17 protein-coding genes and 1 pseudogene are annotated in these 18,764 nt (G+C 72.7%); 3 read left to right on the top strand and 15 right to left on the bottom strand.

Annotated features, from left to right (window positions below; all coding sequences use genetic code 11):
* Position 1: 1 nt before the first annotated feature.
* From KJK29_RS13125 to KJK29_RS13060, 14 genes and pseudogenes are all read right to left on the bottom strand, one after another.
* Positions 2–1,261 carry an MFS transporter gene (locus KJK29_RS13125; protein ID WP_215119150.1) on the bottom strand — a complete coding sequence of 420 codons (1,260 nt, stop codon included), beginning with the start codon at positions 1,259–1,261 and terminating at the stop codon, positions 2–4.
* An 800-nt stretch (positions 1,262–2,061) separates the two neighbouring features.
* Positions 2,062–3,168 (bottom strand): annotated as a pseudogene (locus tag KJK29_RS39505) (IS701 family transposase); the annotation flags it as partial.
* A 155-nt stretch (positions 3,169–3,323) separates the two neighbouring features.
* Positions 3,324–4,574, bottom strand: coding sequence for a hypothetical protein (locus tag KJK29_RS13115; protein WP_215119147.1), 1,251 nt, complete (start codon positions 4,572–4,574; stop codon positions 3,324–3,326).
* The gene (locus KJK29_RS13110; protein ID WP_215119145.1) at positions 4,571–5,458 is read right to left on the bottom strand and encodes an FAH family protein; all 888 of its coding nucleotides are present in this window, start codon (positions 5,456–5,458) and stop codon (positions 4,571–4,573) included. The genes KJK29_RS13115 and KJK29_RS13110 overlap by 4 nt, the downstream gene beginning before the upstream one ends.
* Before the next feature lie 98 nt (positions 5,459–5,556).
* Complete coding sequence (locus KJK29_RS13105) at positions 5,557–6,702, bottom strand: mandelate racemase/muconate lactonizing enzyme family protein (RefSeq protein ID WP_251057775.1); 1,146 nt, start codon at positions 6,700–6,702, stop codon at positions 5,557–5,559.
* Complete coding sequence (locus KJK29_RS13100) at positions 6,692–7,573, bottom strand: alpha/beta hydrolase (RefSeq protein WP_215119143.1); 882 nt, start codon at positions 7,571–7,573, stop codon at positions 6,692–6,694. Before KJK29_RS13100 ends, KJK29_RS13105 begins: the two co-directional genes overlap by 11 nt.
* A gap of 47 nt (positions 7,574–7,620) precedes the next feature.
* Positions 7,621–9,294, bottom strand: a complete 1,674-nt coding sequence (locus KJK29_RS13095; RefSeq protein WP_215119141.1) for a GH3 family domain-containing protein — start codon at positions 9,292–9,294, stop codon at positions 7,621–7,623.
* 144 nt (positions 9,295–9,438) lie between these two features.
* On the bottom strand, positions 9,439–9,636 hold the full coding sequence (locus KJK29_RS13090) for a hypothetical protein (RefSeq protein ID WP_215119139.1): 198 nt from the start codon (positions 9,634–9,636) through the stop codon (positions 9,439–9,441).
* Positions 9,633–10,319, bottom strand: coding sequence for a hypothetical protein (locus tag KJK29_RS13085; RefSeq protein ID WP_215119137.1), 687 nt, complete (start codon positions 10,317–10,319; stop codon positions 9,633–9,635). Before KJK29_RS13085 ends, KJK29_RS13090 begins: the two co-directional genes overlap by 4 nt.
* A gap of 315 nt (positions 10,320–10,634) precedes the next feature.
* Entirely contained in the window at positions 10,635–11,441 is an 807-nt protein-coding gene (locus KJK29_RS13080; RefSeq protein ID WP_215119135.1) for a carbon-nitrogen family hydrolase, read from the bottom strand.
* Positions 11,442–11,490: 49 nt separating this feature from the next.
* Positions 11,491–12,252: an SDR family NAD(P)-dependent oxidoreductase gene (locus KJK29_RS13075; protein WP_215119133.1), complete on the bottom strand. Its 762-nt coding sequence runs from the start codon at positions 12,250–12,252 to the stop codon at positions 11,491–11,493.
* Between the two features lie 45 nt (positions 12,253–12,297).
* Complete coding sequence (locus tag KJK29_RS13070; protein WP_251057774.1) at positions 12,298–12,861, bottom strand: TetR family transcriptional regulator; 564 nt, start codon at positions 12,859–12,861, stop codon at positions 12,298–12,300.
* Positions 12,862–13,064: 203 nt separating this feature from the next.
* Positions 13,065–14,048 (bottom strand): NAD-dependent epimerase/dehydratase family protein, encoded by a 984-nt coding sequence (locus KJK29_RS13065; protein ID WP_215119131.1) that lies wholly within the window; start codon positions 14,046–14,048, stop codon positions 13,065–13,067.
* On the bottom strand, positions 14,045–14,710 hold the full coding sequence (locus tag KJK29_RS13060) for a ScbR family autoregulator-binding transcription factor (RefSeq protein ID WP_215119129.1): 666 nt from the start codon (positions 14,708–14,710) through the stop codon (positions 14,045–14,047). Before KJK29_RS13060 ends, KJK29_RS13065 begins: the two co-directional genes overlap by 4 nt.
* 140 nt (positions 14,711–14,850) lie before the next feature.
* Here KJK29_RS13060 and KJK29_RS13055 point away from each other — a divergent pair, with 140 nt between their 5' ends.
* Positions 14,851–15,792: a ScbA/BarX family gamma-butyrolactone biosynthesis protein gene (locus KJK29_RS13055; protein ID WP_215119128.1), complete on the top strand. Its 942-nt coding sequence runs from the start codon at positions 14,851–14,853 to the stop codon at positions 15,790–15,792.
* Positions 15,793–15,841: 49 nt separating this feature from the next.
* Here KJK29_RS13055 and KJK29_RS13050 read toward each other — a convergent pair whose 3' ends face one another.
* The gene (locus KJK29_RS13050; RefSeq protein ID WP_215119127.1) at positions 15,842–16,762 is read right to left on the bottom strand and encodes a LysR family transcriptional regulator; all 921 of its coding nucleotides are present in this window, start codon (positions 16,760–16,762) and stop codon (positions 15,842–15,844) included.
* Between the two features lie 101 nt (positions 16,763–16,863).
* Between KJK29_RS13050 and KJK29_RS13045 the strand changes: the two genes are divergently transcribed.
* Entirely contained in the window at positions 16,864–17,976 is a 1,113-nt protein-coding gene (locus KJK29_RS13045; RefSeq protein WP_251057773.1) for a DMT family transporter, read from the top strand.
* A complete protein-coding gene (locus KJK29_RS13040; protein ID WP_215119123.1) occupies positions 17,973–18,737 on the top strand; it encodes a cyclase family protein in 765 nt (254 codons plus the stop codon). Before KJK29_RS13045 ends, KJK29_RS13040 begins: the two co-directional genes overlap by 4 nt.
* Positions 18,738–18,764 lie beyond the last annotated feature (27 nt).

The raw sequence follows: 18,764 nt of genomic DNA, 5'->3' as shown, positions 1-18,764 counted from the left end.
CTTACGGGGTGGTCGCTCGGGCGCTGGTGACGGAGTCGGTGTCCGGATCGGAGGCGGAGTCGGGGTCGGGGCCGGACTTGGTCACGAACCCGGCCAGCCGGGGCAGCAGGGCGAAGCCGGCCGTCACCGCGAGCCCGAGGCCCAGGACGGACATCCACAGCGCCTCGTAGCCGTGGGAGTGGGCGAGGGCGAGTCCGGCGGGACTGCCGACCATGAACGCCGCGTTCCAGGCGAAGAAGTAGGAGCCCTGGTAGGTGCCGCTGCGTCCGGCCGGGGCCCGGTCGGCGATGAACGTGGCGGACATCGGGGCCCACAGCACCTCGCCGAGCGTCCAGACGACGGTGGCGATCGTGAAGGAGACCATGCCGCCGGCGAGGGCGTTGCCGCCGAAGCCGAGCGCCATGAACACGGCCGCCAGGATCAGCGGGACATGGGCGCGCAGTCCGCCGACCAGGCGGGGCACGAGCGGGAGCAGCAGTACGGACAGGACGGCGTTGACGGCGAGGACGAAGCCGATGTCCCCGGTGGACAGCCCGCTGGCCCGCATGTCGAGCGGCAACGCGGAGTTGACCTGGAGGTAGATGCAGGCCAGCAGGAAGGTCAGCAGGAGGAAGGCGACCAGGACGGGGGTCCGGAAGGGTTCGGCGATCCCGCGTGCGGCCGACTTGAGGGCCGCCGCGGCCCCGGCGGGCCGGTCGGCGTCCCGCACGGGCGGCGGATCGGCCGGCACCGCGAGGACGAGGGCCGCGTAGGCGAGGCTGGAGGCCGCCCAGACGACGAACAGGGCGCCGGGGCTGACTTCGAGCAGGAAGCCGGAGAGCACGGGGCTCAGCGACATGCCGATGTTGAAGCCGACGAGGAAGAGGCTGTACGCCTTCGCGAACTGCTCCTGCGGAACGATCGCGGAGATCAGCCCGGCCCCGGCCGGCCGGTCGACGGCCGAGAGGAACCCGGTGATCAGCGACAGCGCGCACAGGGCGACGACGTTCTCGGCGACGGCGAAGAGCAGCGCCATCGCGGCGGAGACCGGCTGGGCGGCGACGATGGTGCGACGCGGCCCGATCAGATCGGCGACCGCCCCTCCCACCAGCCCGGACAACACGACACCGGCACCGAAGAGCCCGACGACGAGCGGGGTCGTACCCGGGGCGACGAGCCCGTCCTGCTCCATGTAGAGCACGAGGAAAGCAGGGGCGAGCGTCCCGAGCCGACTGACGGTCTGCCCGAACCACAACAACCAGAACGCTTTGGGAAGGGCCATCAGGATTCCGTTCGTATCGGGGTGGGGAGGGGGTGCGAGGCGGCTGCGGCGGACCGCGTGCGTCTCGCGGATGCCGGTGTCGACCCCGGGGGTGCGGAGGGCTGGGCCGGGGGCGAGGGCGGCTGCGCCGATGCCGTGACAGGGGCGGGTGGGGCCGTGGAGATCCGTGCCGGTGCCGCAGGGGTCCGTGGGGGAGCAGCGGTCGGCCGCGGCGGAGCGACCGGGGTCGGCTCCGGTGTCCCGGCAGCCCGCGCCAGGGCCATGGGAGTTCGCGCCGTAGCCGCATCGGCCTGAGAGGGAGGCTCCGGAGTCCGAATGAGGTCCTCGGCAGTCCGGACGGGGCCCTCGGCAGTCCGGATGGGGTCCCCGGCAGTCCGGACGGGTTCCTCGGTAATTCGCCTGAGGAGCACGGCAGTTCGGGCCTCGGTGCCCGCATCCCGCGTGAGAGGCCCCGGAGTCCGCGCCCGAGCCCCGGCAGGGGGCGCCGAAGGCGTCGGAACCTCCGAGCCCCGCTCACGAGCCCCGACGGCGCCGCCCGCGACAGCTTCCGTGCGCGTCACCCCCGCAGAGGTCTGTGCCGAACCCGCCGTGCCCCATGGCGGAGCCACGCCTGCCCGTCCCCGAGCCCCGGTGGCCCGCGTCGACGGCTCGGCCGTGCGCGTCGGAGCCGCCAGGGAGCGCCCGGGTGCCGTGAGCGGCCGGGCCGGAGCCCCGGGGGCGCGCCCCGGTGCCGTGCCGGCGCGTCCGCCGGTCGTCGACGTCCGGGTCCGGTGCGGTGGGCGGGTGGTGCGTGGGCGGTGCGGTGTGTGGGCCGGGGCGGTGGAGCCGAGCACGCTGTAGGCGTAGGCGGCGGAGACCAGGGTCTTGTGGTGGTGCCAGCCGGCGAACGAGCGGCCCTCGAAGGCGCGCAGGCCGAAGTCGTCGGCCAGTCGCTCCACCGTGTCGAGGGCACCCGTGTGCAGCCGGGCCAGCGCCAGCACCTCGCGCGGCGACCTGTCGACGAGGTCCGTGAGCCAGATCCGGCCACCTCCGGGCTCGCCGATCAACCGGAGGGCGACGGGGATGCCGGGGAGGCGGACCACCCCCGTCGCCACGCGCGCCGGGTGGTCGGTGAGGAGGCTGCGCGCGCTCACCCCACCGGTGTCCGCACCGGCACGCGAGCCGGGCCCGAGGAGAGCCGGGCGGTCCGGGTGCACCACGAAGTCATCGGGTACGGCCACGACGAACCGCCGCCCCCGGCCGGCGAGTCCGCCCACCAGTGCGGTGGTGTCCGCGAACCCGAGCAGGTCGGCGACGACCGGCACCCCGCCCGGGCCGGCCCCGTCCACCAGGTCCGACGCCAGGGCGTCGGCCGCCCCCGCGGCCGGAACCGAACCGGTCCGCCCATGGGCCTCGGCCTCCTCGGCCCACCGCCCGGGCAGCAGTAACCGCCAGTCGACCGGCACCGTCCCCTGCTCCACCGCGAGGAACGCCCCGACGCCGACCTGGCAGTTGACCGTACGGCCGTCCCGGGGGACGAAGCGGCGGTGCACTCCGCAGGAGCGGTCACCCCGCTTGGGCAGCACCGCCGTGGCGATGACCAGGGCACGCGGCCGGGACCTCCGTACGACCCAGTCGGCCAGCCGGGCGCGGACCGGCTCCCAGTCCCAAGGGCTGGCGTTGACGAACTGGTGCAGGGCCTGGGCCGCCGTGGCGGAGTCCGAGACGGACTCGGCGAGCCGGCGAACGGTCTTGCGCCCCGGCGTCACCAGCAGGCCGCGTGTGTAGACATGGGCCCATCCGCGCTGATCGGCGCGGGGCAGCCGTTCGAAGATCTCCGCGATGAAGGTGTCGAAGGCGCCGGAGGAGGCGCGGCGTGCGGAGGATCCGCTCCGCCCGGGAGCCACGCTGGAAATCGCCGTCACCATGACGCGTCCCCTTCCTCTGGACCGGTCGCACTGGGCGGGCCCCCGCCGGTTCGAACGAAGCCCGCCCTCAAAAAATAGAGAACGAACTCTTTGTTTTCAATCGAGGGGACCATCTCCAGCTACGACTTTGAGGAGTCCGCACTCCCGCAGGGCTCTCACCTGCGGTGGAGCAAAAGCATGGCGTCGCTCAACTCCCGCTCGGCCACCGCCGCCCAGGGCCCGCCGACGGCCAGCCCCACCGTCAACGCCCCCTTGAAGGTCGACAGATGCAGCGCCCCGTCGAGCGCCCCGTCGCCCCGGGCCACCACGGTCCGCAGCCCCGTGACCCGCCCCGCGTGCGGCCCGAGCACGGTGTCCACCGAACCGGCGTCGGTCACCCGCAGCTCCGGCCCCGCGCCCCCCGCCGCCTCCCGTTCCACGGCCCGGCGGATCGCGGTGTGCGCCCGCCGCTCCGGACGCCACTCCCGCCCGGCCGAGCACAGCACCTCCGCATGGCCCCGCGCCCGGCCCACGAGGTCGCCCCCCGCACCCACCGCTTCACGACCGGCGCCGCCCGCCCGCAGCCGCGCCCGCACCACGCCCAGCACACACCCGGGCTCGCTGATCAGCGCCCGCTCGGCATAACGCCGGCGCAGCGACACCGCCCTGGCGACCGTGACCTCCCGGCGGCCGCTCTCCCGGGCGAACGCGTCGGCCAGCACGGTCGCGAGGAACCCGCTGACCGTCAACCGCCGCGCCCCGCACCAGTCCCGCAGCCGCCGGGTCTCGTACGCACCGAGGGCGAGGGTCACACCCTCACCGCCCTCACGCACCACCCCGGTCCACCGCCCACGCCCCGGCCCCGCGCCCGCTCCTCCTCCGTACGACGACATCGCCCGCCGCGCCGGCCCCGGCGCGCACACCCCGCACACCCCGCCGCTCTCGTACGTCAGCTCGTCGGTGTCCGGCGGCAGCTCCTCCTCGGCTCCGGCACCCGGCACGCCGAACAGGGCGTCCAGCAGCGGCCGTACGAGACGCCCGACGGAGTGGCCGTCGCAGATCGCGGGGTGCAGGCTCAGGGAGAAACGCGTCGCGCCCTCCGAAGCCCGCCCGACCCGCAGCCCCCACAGCCGCTCACCCGACGGCGGCCCGGGCTCCCCCCGCCGGAACCACAGCCCCCCGGACCCGGTGTCCTCGATCCGCAGCGAAAGCAGCGGCAGCCGCCGCAGCCACAGCTCCACGGCCGCCTCCACCCGCTCCGGCGAGAACACGCCGTTCACGGTGAAGGAGGTGGTGAGGCCGCCCCTGCCGCGCATCAGCGCATGGGTGTACGCGAACGTCGCCTCCGTGTCACCGAGCCTGCGCACCCCGCCGACCGGCGTACCCGGCCTGCCGGCCTGCGCGCGCCCCCGCTCACCGCCGCTCACGATCCCTCGCGCGCGGCGGCCGCGAGCATCGGCGACGCACATCGAACGGTGTTCGACAGGGTGACCCCGTGGCTCGCGAAGTCCAGGGTGACGCGGTCGCGGTCGGTCATCCGGAAGCCGTCGTGGAAGCTGCTGCGGTCGGCGCCGATGTAGACGTAGTGCACCCGGCCGGGGGCGAGCAGGGCATCGTAGGAGAACAGCTCCGACATGATGTCGTCGAGCCCGTAGTGCAGGGCCTTGGTGCCGGTGGTGAACTCGCCCCGCCAGGCCGGCTCGCCGTCCCGCTCGATCGTGACGTGCCCGGTGACCTGGCGCGGCGGTTCGTCGAGGAAGAGCCAGGGCGCCACGCCCGCGTCGCACAGCTTGGCGTACGAGAGGTGCCCGCGGTGGCGGCGGAAGCGGCCGATGTCGGTGAGGTCGTTGCCGAAGGTGTAGCCGACGTAGCGGGGCATGCCGTCCGCGTCGGTGACGTAGACGAGGACGACCTCCGCCTCCTCGGTCAGCGCGACGGACCCGGCCGGCGCGCGCAGGTCCTGACCGGAGGTCCGCAGCACATCGCCGAGGCCCTTGAGGAACCAGTTCGGCTGGGACGGGGTGTCCGCGTCCACCTTGACGTTGTGGGTCTGCATGAAGCCGCCGACGACCGCGTCACCGAGGTGGTCGGGCAGCAGCGGCGGGCGGAAGGACACGGTGTCGAGTTCGCTCACGGGAACGGTCACGGTCTCGGAGGCGGCGAGGAGCACGGCGACGTCACCGCCCTCGGTGAGCAGCTTCCCCAGGTTCCGGTCGGTGAGCGGAGTGAGGCTCAACGGCTCGTCGGACTTGGGCAGTCCGAGGCCGAAGTAACGGCCACCCCGGTAGGTGCATTCGAACAGTACGGTCATGACGGTCCCGCCTTTCGGGCATGGGTGTGGTGGGTGATGTGCTTCGGTGAAGTGCGTCGGTGCTGTGCGTCGGTGGGGTGCGCGTGGGCAGGGCCGGGTCAGAAATCCCGTACGGCCCAGCGCTCCGCGTTCGCGGCGAGGTCCATGCCCCAGCCGGGGCCGTCCGCCGGTGCCAGCGTGTTGGTGTGGCGGTCGACGGCCGGGGGCGGGGCGACGATCATCTCGGGGAAGAAGCGGTCGGACTGCCCGGCCTCGACGGTGAGCGCGTCCGGGTGGCCGAAGGCCAGGGCCCGGCCGGAGTTGATGAGCGGGCCCACCTCGGCGACCTGGACCCCGAACTGGAAGCGGACGCCGTTCTCCCGGGCGTAGGCGACGAGCCCGGCGGCCGGCAGCGGCCCCCCGTTCTTCGACACCCGGATGTTGAACGCGTCGCAGGCCCCGGACTCGACCGCCGTACGGGCGTCCTGGGCCGTGCACACCGACTCGTCCAGCATGATCCGCAGCCCGCCGTCCTGGCGCAGCGCGCGCAGCGCCTCCCAGGAGCCCTTGGGCAGCGGTTCCTCCACATAGTCGACGCCGGCCTCGCGCAGCCGGTGGGCGTGGCCGACCGAGTTCTCGGGCGTCCAGCACATGTTGGCGTCGACCATGACCGGTACGTCGTCGCCGATCTTGTCGCGGATCGTCCGGACGGTACGGGCGTCGTGCTCGATGTCGTCCGACGCCTTGATCTTCACGAAGTGGAAGGGCCCTCGGGTGGCGAGGAACTCCTCGGCGTCCAGGCTGAGATCGAGCACCTGCGAGACGGGCAGCGACCGCCGCTCCTCGTCGGCCTCGCCCGGCAGCAGCTCCCGCGCGCCCAGCCCCGTCCGGCGCCCCAGCCAGTCGAGGACCGCCGTCTCCAGCAGGCAGAGCAGGTTGTTGCCGCCGTCGATCCCGAAGGTCCGCGCGAAGCCGTCCCGGTGCAGCAGCTCCAGCAGCTCGTGCGGATCCCGGCCGGTCAGCAGCGCGAACAGGGCCTCGAAGTCGACCTGTTCGAGCGCGGTGCGCACACTCGCGGTGGTCTCCCCGGTGACGTACGACCGGGGCGCGCACTCGCCGATGCCGTCCACGCCGTCGGCCGAGAGCCTCAGGACCAGGCTGTCGGACGTCCGCCGCCGGGCGGCCGGATGGTCGAACGGTGTCCGCATGGGCAACTCGACGTGGTACAGCCGCGCCCGCCCGGACCTCCCGGCGTCAGGCGCCACGGTTCACCCCCTGGAGCAGGGTGTACGTCGACGTCCAGTCGACCAGGTCGGCGCTGACGTCGGTGTAGAAGAGGTAGTGCTTGTCGGTGGGGAACTTCATGATCGAGCCGCGCCCGGAGACCAGGTCCTGGAAGACGGAGTGCGCGGCGTCGAGGTCCACGATCGGGTCGGTCATCCCGGAGACGAAGGTCGCGGCGGGGACCGTCGGGCTCAGACGCCCGCGCGTCAGATACCGCTGCTCCAGTTCCAGCAACACGGCCCGCGACCGCCGCGTCAACTGCCGTACCGCCAGGTCGTCGTGGTCGATGAAGTGCTGGTACTTGACCTCGTCGGTGAAGTCGCCGGCCTTGAGCCCCGCGTCCCACAGCTCCTCGCTCCGGCTCGCCGCGACGGCCTCGCGTGCCTCCGGGTCGAGGGTCGCGTGCATCCGGCCGAGCCAGGACGAGCAGAACACGGCCGCGTCGTACGAGGTGGTGAACCCCTCGTAGGACATCAGGGCCGCCAGGAAGGAGCCGCCGAGGCAGTGCCCGAACAGGGACAGCGGCACGGTCTCGCCGATCATGTCCCGGACGAACGCGACGGCCTTCGCGTAGTCGTCGAGGACGGTGTCGGCGTCCGGTATCTCGTGCCGCGGCCCGGGGCTGATACCGCTGCCGCGCCGGTCGAGGACGAAGAACGCGATGTCGTTGTCGGCGAACTGCGGTCCCACTTCCCACAGCCACCCGGCGTGGCTCTGCAGCCCGTGGAAGTAGAAGACCGCTCCCTTGATCTGCTCCGGCCGCCACAGGTGCAGGGCGAGCCGGGTGTCGCCGCAGGGCAGGTCGATGATCTCGCGGCGGGTGTTCTGCGGGGGCCTGAGGGTCTCCAGCATGGTCAACTCTCCTTGATCGGTACTCGGTGGATGAGGGGCGGACGTGTTCAGTCGGCGAGGATCGCGTCGACGAAGTCGATGTCCTTCTGGAACGGCTTGTACTTGTACTGAGTGGCGTTGCCCCGCTGCCGCCGCGACTCGACGTACGCGGCGATCGCGCCCTGCGCCACGGTCCGCACCCGGAGCGCGGAGAGCCGTCCGCTGTCCCGCTTCGAGGCGTACTCGATGTTGATGATCGACAGTTCGCGGTCGATCGCGGCGGACAGCACCTCGTCGAGGTCCGCCCCGGGTTCCGGTACCTCGACGACGACGGTGTAGGACGGCGGCTCGTCCCAGCGCGGCCCGCACATGTACAGCCCGGTGTCGAGCCCGCTGCCTTCGAGGCCCTGCCGGATGGCCTGGGTGACCTGGCCCTCGGTGATCTTCTCGCCGGTGAAGGAGTGGAAGACGCCGTCGCGGTGGGTGAAGTGGACCCAGGGGGTGCCGTCCACGATCCGGTCCACGCGGTAGATGTCACCGGTCCACAGCCGGTAGAGGCCGTTCCCCTGGGACATGATCAGGTGGTAGTCGCGGCCCGCCTCGACCTCGTCGTACAGCAGCGTCGGAACCTTCTCGCCGGCGTCGAGGAGCGCGCCGAGCGGTACGTCGGCGGGGACGAACTCGAAGTAGGCCTGGCTGACGGCGAGCGGCTGGCTCTCCAGGGTGTCGTCCACGGGGATGGTGGTGACGCCCTCGGTCCCGCAGCTCATGAACGGCAGCTTGGCGACACCGGGCAGTACGGCGTCCAGGCGCGGCCGGTACAGCTCGGCGGAGGCCGACAGCCAGCAGCTGTACAGCGTCAGCGACGGCCATAGGTCGACGAGGCTGAACTCGCCCTTGGCCAGCACCCGTTCCAGGTGCTGCGCGGCCTTCTCGTCGGGCTCGGTGCACGGCTTGCCCTGCAGGGTGCCCTCTCTGAGGTCGCGCACCAGCTCGGCGCCGTGCTCGGCGATCAGATCGCGCAGCGAGACGAGCGTGCTGGGGTTGATCGCCGAGATGTAGTGCAGGTCCTTGCCGACGAGGTGCCGTACCCGGTGGTACATCCGCCCGGCGTGGCTGGTGGGCGTGTCGGGGCCGAACCACGGCGACTCGTACCACGGCGGGTTCCAGTCCCGGCTGTTGATCTGCGGATGCCGGTTGCTGATCGCCTGGTGCTCGACGCCGTGCACGAAGTCGTACACGTCCTCGCGGACGGTCTGGGTGTCGAGGGTGGCCCAGGGGTGGGCGAGGATCTCGGGGTGGTGCTCCAGATAGGTGCCCCACATCGCCTTCATCGCGGGGATGCGGTACTTGAGCAGCCAGTGCAGGGTGTACGGGACGCGCTTGGGGGTGCCGGTCGTCCCGCTGGTCTTGAGCCAGCGCAGTACGGGGCTGCACGACAGGATGCCGCCCTTGGTGCGGGTCTCCCGGTCGATCTGCTCGACGAAGTCGTTGTAGCGCATGATCGGCAGCACCGCCCGGAAGGTGCCCGGGTCGGCGGCGACGGCGTCGTACCCCTGCTCCTTCCAGTGCAGCGAGGCGGTGCCGATGTCGATGAGGTCGTCGAGGACACGGGCCTGGGCGGTGGCGGGGTCCTTCAGATCGGCGAGCAGGTTCTCGCGGGCCCGGAAGCACTCCTCGACGAAGGGGTCGCGCCGGTCCTGCCAGTGCTGCTGCCACTGCGATGTGCCGTGCGTCTCCATGGCTGTCTCTCCTCAAGAGCTGTGCGGCGGCCCGTTTTCGGGCATGCCGAAGGGCCGCGCGGCGATGGCCGAACGGTGGTGGGGGTGCTGTGGGGGAGGTCTCTAGGGGTGGGGCTGGGGTCGGGGGCGGGGCTTCGGGGGGAGTTACGCTCCGCTCTCCCCGGCCGCCGCGAGCGCGGCGAGCTCGTTCAGGTCGTACAGGGCCTGGCGTTTGGTCCCGTACCGGGTGATCTTGCCGCGCCGGGCCCACTGGCGGATCGTGCCCTCGCGGACGCCGAGGGCGAGGGCGGCGAGCGAGGTGGGGACGCGTTTGCCGCGCGGGGCGCGCAGGTCGTCGTTCATGCCGACTCCTTGGTCTCGAGCGTCGATTGACGATGGTTCATCAGCAGCCACTGGCGTGGCGTGAGCACATGCCCCGCGCCGCACATCGGCCCGCGCAGCACCAGCTCGTCGCCGCCGCGCCCGGGGAGCGACACCTCCGCGTCGCAGTCCGGCTCCACGCACCGGCCGAGCGGTACGAGGTCGGGCTTGGGCGGCGCGACGAGGCGCCGCAGGGCGGTGGCGGTGCGGGCGATCTCGTCGGCCGCCGCGCCCGCGGCGGGGTGGGCGGTCAGGAAGCCGATGTGCCGGCCGAGGAAGGCGGCCAGGTCCGGCACGGTCCGCTCCGGCGGTGCCCCGGCGGCCGGGTCCTCGTCTAGGACGAGCCGGGCCCAGGAGGCCAGCCGTACGACGGCGTCGTGCCGGGCGTCCAGCGCCGCGTCGCTCACGGGCGGCGCGTCCGGCCGGTGGCCGGTGACCCGGGCGAGGCCCCCCTGCCGCGCGGGGAGTACGAGCCGCTGCTCGCTCTCGTGGTGGAGCGCGGGCAGGGCGGTCAGATCGGCCGCGAGGGCGCGTGCGCAGGGGCCGCAGAGCCGGGCGCCGGGCGCGGCGGTCCTGCGCCGCAGCCCTTCGGAGCGGGCCGCACGGCGGCAGCGGTTCGACGCGCACCGCTCCGGGAGGGGCTGCGAGGGGGTCGGGTCGGCCATGGTCACTGGTCGCCTCACCTTCGGGAGACAAGGAGATGCGGGGAAACGGGAGAACCGGGAAGCGGGGTGGTGCGGAAGCGGAACCCGGAAAACAAAAAAGCGCCGCTCGACGGCGACGCGATGGCAGTGCGAAGGCTCCTGGAAGTGGGCAGACTGCCTCGCGAAAGAGTGTTACACGTCTGCCTTGTGGGCCGCAAGAGGTCACCGGAAAATATCCAACACGTCTGTATCGCCTGGCAGTTGGCCGCGCACAGACGACAGGTGCCGTCCGCCCCGGCACTCGCGGGGCGGACGGCACCTGTCGCCGACGGTCGGTCAGCGGGGCGTCGGCACACCGAGAACACGGTCGCGAAGGGCGGGGAACTCGGCACGGGTCTTGGCGACGAGCGCCGGGTCGAGGTCGACGACGAGTGTCTCCTCGCCCGCCCCGGCCTCGGCGAGGACCTCGCCCCATGGATCGACCACCACGCTGTGGCCCGCCTGTTCCACCCCGGCGTGCGCACCGGCCGTACCGCAGGCGAGGACGTACGCCTGGGACTCGACGGCCCGTGCGCGGGCCAGCAGCGACCAGTGGGCGCGGCGGGCGGCGGGCCAGCCGGCCGGGACGACGAACATGCCCGCTCCGGCGTCCACCAGGAGCCGGAACTGCTCGGGGAAGCGCAGGTCGTAGCAGGTGGCGAGCCCTGCCGTCAGCTCCGCCGGGCCGCCCTCGCCCAGCGTGAGAGTGACGGTCTCCTCGCCCCGGCCCAGCAGGGTGGCCTCGCCGCGGTCGAAGCCGAAGCGGTGGATCTTCCGGTACGTCCGGCGCAGCCGGCCGTCGGGCGCGAAGACGAGGGAGGTGTTGAACAACGTGCCGTCCGGGCCGTCTTCGATGATCGAGCCCGCGTGCAGCCAGACCCGGGCGTCGGCAGCGGCCGCGCCCATCGCCTGTGCCGTGGGCCCGTCCAGTGGCTCGGCGTGGGCGCGGAACGCGTCGAAGGCGAACGCGCCGACCGTCCAGAGTTCCGGCAGCACCACCAGGTCGGCGGTGTGCTGTTCACGGACGAGACCGGCCACGCGGGCACGCCGCTCGGCGACGGTCTCGTCCGGTCGTACGGCGATCTGCGACAGCGCGGCGCGCACGGGATCTCCCTAGAGGTGTGGAGCGGCCCGGGAGGGCCGGGTGGGGGTGTCAGCGCAGGTGCGAGGCGCCGTTGACGTCGATCACGGCGCCGCTGCACCACTCGGCCCGCTCACTGCTGAGCCAGGCCACGGCGGCGGCGACGTCCGAGGGCGCGGCGATCCTGCCGAGCGGGCTCTGGCGGCGCACCTGCTCCTCGGCGTCCCCGACGAGCATGCTTTCCGCCAGGTCCGTACGGACGAAGCCCGGCGCCACCGCGGTCACCGCGATGCCGAGCGGGCCCAGGGACTGGGCGAGCGACCCGGTCAGCGCGTGCAGGGCGGCCTTGGTGGCGCCGTAGGCGGGGGCGTCGGGTTCGCCCCGGTGGGCGCCGCGCGAGCCGACGTTGACGATCCGGGCGCCCCGCGGGCCCTGCGGCCGCTGCCGCAGGTGGTCGACGAGGTGCCAGATCAGGTCGGCGGGCCCGAGCAGGTTGACGTCGACGAGACGCCGCCAGTCGGCCTGCCAGTCCTCGTACGAGGTGGTGGCGACGGGCTGCTCGGCGTAGACGCCGGCGTTGTTGACGAGGACGTCCACGGTGCCCAGTTGCCGGGCGGCGGACTCGATGATCTCCCGGGCCGCGCCCGGGGTGCCGACATCGCCGGTGACCAGGGCGTGGCCGGTGCCGGGCAGGGCGTCCAGGACGGCCTTCGCGGCGGCGGAGTCGGCACGGCAGTGCACGGCCACGCGGTGTCCGTCGGCGGCGAGTTCGGTCGCGATGGCGGCCCCGATGCCCCGGGAACCACCGGTGACGAGCGCGCAGCGTCGAGTCATGGGATGAGCCTTTTCGTCGGATCGGTCTGGAAACAAACAAGGGGGTCAGCGAGGCCCGACCGGACACTCCTTGGGGGAGTGCACCAGGGCCCACAGACACTCCAGTTGGGTCTGCACCTCCGGGCCGGTGCTCCCCGCCCGCAGGGCCGCCTCGGCGCCGGCGGTCAGATAGACCGCCAGCAGCTCCAGCTCGTCGGGCGCGGGCGGGGCATCGGCCGGTTCCCTGGTCGCTGCCACCAGGTCCCGCAGGGCTGCCCGCCAGAGGGTGTACCAGCAGGACGGGACGGCCCGTTCCCGGGCGAGCCGGGCCGCCGCGCGGACGGTGACCTCCCGCTCCAGCAGCCGGGCCACTTCGAGGGTGAACTCGGCGACCGGCGGGAGCGGTCCGGCCGGTACGAGCTTGGCGAGCGCCTCGCCGGTGAGGGCCTCGGCCTCACGGCAGACGGCGGTGGCCAGGTCGGCCTTGGCGGGGAAGTGGAAGGTGAGTGCTCCCATCGTCGCCCCGCAGGCCCGGTGCACGGCGGACAGCGAGGTCCCGGCGTACCCCTGCCGGTCGAACTCGACGGCCGCCGCCGCGATCAGCGCCTGACGGGTACGTTCCGCTCTCACCTGCTTCACCATGGGCTCGACCTCTGCATCCATCACGGGAAATGACTCCCACGGGCCCGCCGCGGACGGGGGCGGGCGGGGGCACGGGGGAGGACGGAGGGCCACGCCTCCAGTCCTGTGAACGTACCGCCGCTTTCCCTCGCGGACGCCTCCCGTGCCCAACCCCGCAACCACTTGGCCAAGTCGGGCGCGCCACCTTGACGTCACCCGGCGCGCAGATGCTCCCGGTACCAGGCCGCCGCCCCGGCCAGCCGCTCCAGCGGTCCCGGCCCGGGGGCGCAGCCCGTGAGCCGCCAGATCTCCTCGCTCTCGTACCAGTGGTCCCGCGCCAGCAGGGCGAACTGCCGCTCGCTGATCCGCCCCGGCGTCTCCCGCAGCCGCGCGAGGCACGTGTCCCAGTCCCAGTCCTCGGCGCCGGCCGACGGCAGTACGTCCAGCTCGGCGAGTCTCGCCATGAGGTCGCCGCCCCGCACCGGCACCGGGTGGCTGGCGTGGTGGACACCGGGGGCGACGGCGCCGCCGTCCGGTGCCGTGGCCAGGGCGGTGACGAGGCGGGCCAGGTCGTCGACGTCCACGACGGAGACGCGGCTGTGCCCGCCGTCCCAGCGGGCCGGTACCCGCTGGAGCAGTTCGCCGAGCGCGGGCACCACCCAGCGGTCCCCGGGGCCGAGGACCAGCCCGGGGCGCAGGACGACGGCCCCCGCGTCGAGCGCGATCCGCTCGGCCGCCAGCCGCGTACGGCTGGCCGCCGACACGGGTGCGGGCACCACCCCGTCCACGGGGATGCCCCGGTGCGGACCGGGCCCGTACACCGCCGCCGTGGACAGCTGGACGATCCGCCTCACCCCCGCACGCCGCGCCTCGTCGACGATCGCCCGGGTGCCGCCGACGTTCGTCCGCTCGCACTCGTCCGCCCCGCCGGAGACCCGGCAGGCGAGGTGGACGAGGACATCCGTGCCGCTCGCCGCACCGTGGAGGGAGGCGGGGTCCGACAGGTCCGCGCGCACCCACTCCACGCCCGCCCGCTCACCCGCGCCGGCGGGAACCGTGCGGGCTGGAACCGTGCGGGCGACGGCCCGCACCTCGACCCCTTGCCCGTCGGCCCCGCGGGCGCGCGGCAGCCGATTCAGGACCGCCCGCCCGACGAACCCGGTCGAGCCGGTCAGCAACACCCGGACAGGTGTCATGAGGCCGCACCCTCCTCGGGCTCGGCCGCCCCCACCGATTCCCCCGCCGGCTCCCCGTTCCCCGGGAACTCCAGCGAGGCGACGATCTCCGCCGGCGCGATGGCCGGCAACAGACATCGCAGCATGTTCTCTATGCGTGCGGGCAGGTCGGACCGGTTGGTGGAGAGCCGGGACATGATCTGCGTACCGGTGTACGAGGCGACGATCACCTGGGCGAACGCGGCCTCGTCCACCTCCGGGTTGAGCTGGCCGAGTTCACGCGCCTCGGTCAGATGGGTGCGGAACTGATCGGACCACCAGTCGTAGATCGAGTAGTCGAGCAGATTCACCTCGCTCTGCTCGACGGCGAGCCGGACGCCCGCCCGGAACAGCACGTTGGAGCGCATCTCCACGGCCAGGTACTGGCACACGTCGACGAGCTGCTGCAACCCCTTCTTGCCCTGGGGCCATTGCAGCTCGGCGGCCTGGTCGACGATGACCGCGCGGGCCAGTTCCTCCTTGGACTTGAAGTGGAAGTACATGGCTCCGGTCGTGATGCCGGCTCTCTGCAGGATCGCGTTCAGACCCGCGCCGTGGTACCCGGCCTGGTCGAACACCTCCGCGGCCGCGTGGATGAGCGCGGCACGAGTACGTTCCGCGCGTTCCTGCCGTTGTCGTGCCATCGGCAGACTCCCTCAACCCGTAGACAAACAAAAAGAACGACCTCTATTTTATTCACGTCGGCGCGGTCCTGTCACCGGGAGCGCCTTCGCTTCACCTGCGCGTGCCCATTTCGAGAGTCACCGCAACAGGGGGGAACACCATGTCCATCAGCCTTGCCCAGCACAGTGTCGAAGACCGTTTTGAGACGGTTTCGCCCGTCCTTACGCACAAGACGAACCAGGACGAAGTACTGCTGCGCAACTGGCGGCGGACCGCGCCCGACGCCTTCACGGTCACGGCCGCCTGGCCCGCCACCCACCCGTTCTACGTCAACCGGCTGGGTCTGCACGACCCGCTGATGCTCAGCGAGACCGTACGCCAGACGCTGCCGCTGCTGTCCCACGGTGCCTACAACGTGCCGTTCGGCCACCAACTGCTGTGGAAGGACTTCAGCTGGACGCTCGACCCTGCGGTCGCTCATGCCGACGGGGGGCCGGCCGAGCTGGAACTGCACATCACCTGCGACGAGGTGACCTACCGTCGTGAGCGGGCGTCCGCGATATCCCTGAGAGTCGACGTCGAGCGCGCCGGCCGCCCGCTGGCCTCGGTGCGCTCGCGCTTCACCATCCAGGACCGCACCGTCTACAACCGGCTGCGCGGCCCGTACGCCGACGCGGCCGCGGCCACCGCGCGCGCCGTGCCGCTGCCGCCTCCGGCGGGCCTCACCCCGTTCGGCCGCGACCGCTTCGAGGACGTGGTGCTCGCCGCGACCGACCGGCCCGACCGCTGGCAGCTCCGGGTGGACACGACCCACCCCATCCTCTTCGACCACCTCGTGGACCACGCCCCGGGCATGCTGCTGCTGGAGGCCGCCCGGCAGGCGGCGCTGGCCACGGCCCACCCCGACACGGTGACGATCACCGGCATGGACAACGACTTCGTCCGCTACGCCGAGATGGACATCCCCTGCTGGCTGGAGGCGGAGCAGCTCGCGGACCCGGACCAGGTCAGGATCAGCGCACGGCAGCACGGCAAGGAGATCTTCGCCAGCGTGGTGACCCTGGCCGCCGCGCCCGCCGATTCCACCGCCCACCGCGTCTGACATGTGCCTCTTCCGTCCTCGCCGCCGATCCGCGCCCCCGGGGCGGCGGTCAGTCCGCCCCGGGTCCGCCGGGCGGGTCGGCGGTGGCGGCCGCGTCCCGCAGGGCGTCCAGCAGGCCGCGCAGGGCGGGCTGTTCGAGGGCGGTCTCCCGGACGGCCGCCGAGATCACCCGGACCGGTTCGGGGTTGCGGACCGGGCGTACGACGACGCCGGGGTGCTGGTTGCGCAGCCCCAGCCCCGGCATCAGACCGACGCCGAGACCGGCCGCGACGAAGCCCTGCGCGGTGGCGTAGTCCTCGCTCTGGATGACGAAGTCCGGGCTGAAGCCGGCCGCCGCGCAGGAGTCGATGACGGGTTCGAGGCAGGGGCCGGGGGGCTCGCTGCCGACCCACTGCTCACCGGCCAGCTCATGGAGGTCGACCACCTCCTTGCCGGCGAGCGGGTGACCGAGCGGCAGTACGGCGGCGTACGGGTCGTCGAGGAGGTGGACGAGCCGGAAGCCGTCGCCCGCGCGGTCCCGGGCCTGGACGACCACGGCCAGGTCGGCCCGGCCCCGCGCCACCTCCTGGAACGGGTCCTCCGGGTCGGTGAGTTCGAGGTCGACGCGGACGCCGGGGTGCTCGGCGCGCAGCCGGGCCAGGGCGGGCGCCACCAGAGTGGAGCCGGCCGTGGCGAAGTAACGGACCGACAGCAGGCCGGTGCGTCCGGCGCGGAGGTCCGCGAGGGCGGACTCCGCCTGCGCGACCGCCGAGCTGATCAGGGCCGCGTGCTCGGTGAGCAGCAGACCCGCGGCCGTGGGGCGGACCCCTCGGCCGATCCGCTCCAGCAGTGCCGTACCGGCCTGCTTCTCCAGTGCCGCCACCTGCTGGCTGACGGCGGACGGTGTGTAGCCGAGGTGGGCCGCGGCGGCGGTGACCGTGCCGCTGGTGACCACCGCGCGCAGGACCTGGAGCCGCCTTACATCAAGCATGTAGCTGAGCTTAACAGAATAGGTAGAACCATTTGCTTGTCCTCAAAGCTTGACTGAGGCACCTTCGTAGGACCGGGACGAGAACGCACCGGGCGGGCTTCATGGGACGGAGGAACATCGTGAACAGCGGTACGCGGAGTCTGTGGGGCGGATTGCGAGTGGCCGTGCTCGCCCTGCTGTGGGGATCGACGTTCCTCTGGATCGAGTTGGCGCTGCGCGGGCTCTCCCCGCTCCAGGTCACGTTCGTCCGCTGTGCCCTCGGCGCGCTGGTCCTCGTCGTCGCCTGTTACGCGACGGGCCATCGGATGCCCCGGGGCGTGACCGTCTGGCGGCACATCGCCGTCGCGGCCTTCTTCTGCAACGCGCTGCCGTTCGCGCTGTTCAGCCTGGGCCAGCAGACGGTCGACTCGGGTCTCGCCGGTGTCCTGAACGCCACGACCCCGCTCTGGTCGATCGCCCTCGGCCTGGCCCTCGGCTCGGAGCGCGGACTGCGTCCCGTACGGCTGGCGGGCCTGCTGCTGGGCTTCACCGGGACGATCGTGATCTTCGCCCCCTGGCAGACGACCGGCGCGACCGGCTGGGGCGCCCTCGCGATCCTCGGCGCGGCGGCCAGTTACGCCGTCGCGTTCACGTACATGGGCCGCACGCTGGTCCGCAAGGGCACCCCCACGATCTCGCTCTCCGCCGCCCAACTCGTGGCGGCGAGCGGGCTGACGGGCCTTGTGGTGCCGGTGGGCGGCCTGGAGTCGATCGACGTCGGTCCTGCCGTGGTGACCGCGGCGGTCGTCCTGAGCGTCTTCTGCACGGCGATCACCTTCCATCTCACGTACCGGATCATCAACGACGAGGGTGCGACGAACGCGGCGGTGGTGGGGTATCTGCTGCCGGTCGTGTCCGTACTGCTGGGGGCGGTGGTCCTGGGCGAGAGCCTGAGTGTGCGGGTGGTGCTGGGCATGGTTGTGGTGCTGGTGGGGGTGGGGCTGACTCGGCGGAAGGGGGCGGCGGGTTCGGGTTCTGGGTCGGGTTCTGGGTCGGGTTCGGGTTCGGGTTCGGGTTCGGGTTCGCGGGATGGTGGGCTGGGCTCCGAGGGGCTGGTCGCTGAGGGGCGGGCTTCTGGGGAGTTGGCCTCCGAGCAGCCGGCTGCTGTGGAGCCGACCCACGGTGGCGGCACGTCAGGTGGTTCTCGCCGCACCCTCCTGGAGAACGCACGATGAGCTTCGGCGTATCAGAGCCCCGGCTGTGGTCGGCGTATCGCGCGCTGACCGAGGGGGCGGTGTTCACGGACCTCACCCATGCCTTCCGGCCGGGCCAGCCGCACTTCCCCGGCTTCGGGGACGAGCGGCGCGAGACGCTCTTCGACCTGGAGCGCGGCGACGGTTTCACCGTCCATCGCTACACACTGGTCGGCCAGTGGGGCACGCACGTCGACCCGCCCTCCCACTTCGTGGCCGGGGCCCGCGCGCTGGACCGTATCCCGGTCGAGGAGATGATCCTGCCGCTGGTGGTGCTCGACATCACCGCCCGGGTGGAGACCGACCCCGATGCCACGCCCACCCTGGACGACGTGCGGTCATGGGAGGAGCGCAACGGCCGTATCCCGTCCGGCTCGTTCGTCGCCCTGCGCACCGGATGGAGCCGGCGCTGGCCGGACCCGGTGGCGCTGGTCAACCGGGACGAGGCGGGCGTCAGCCACACGCCGGGCTGGTCGGCCGAGGTGCTGCGGTATCTGTTCGAGGACGCGGGCGTCACCGCCATCGGCCACGAACAGTCCGACACCGACCCGGGCCTCGCCGCCTCCTCGGGCGACTACAGCCTGGAGGGCTACGTCCTGGGACGCGACCGCTGGCAGATCGAACTCCTGGCCAACCTCGACCGGCTCCCCGAGGCAGGCGCCCTGATCATCGCCACCTGGCCCAAGCCCCAGGGAGGTTCGGGCTTCCCGGCACGGGTCTTCGCCGTGCATCCCTCGGAGTGAGCCCGCGGCGGACTCCGTAACTCAGGG

It is taken from the genome of Streptomyces koelreuteriae (assembly GCF_018604545.1).
GTDB lineage: Bacteria > Actinomycetota > Actinomycetes > Streptomycetales > Streptomycetaceae > Streptomyces > Streptomyces koelreuteriae.
The sequence above is the reverse complement of the archived record's forward strand: the minus strand, read 5'-3'. Positions and strand labels throughout refer to the sequence as shown.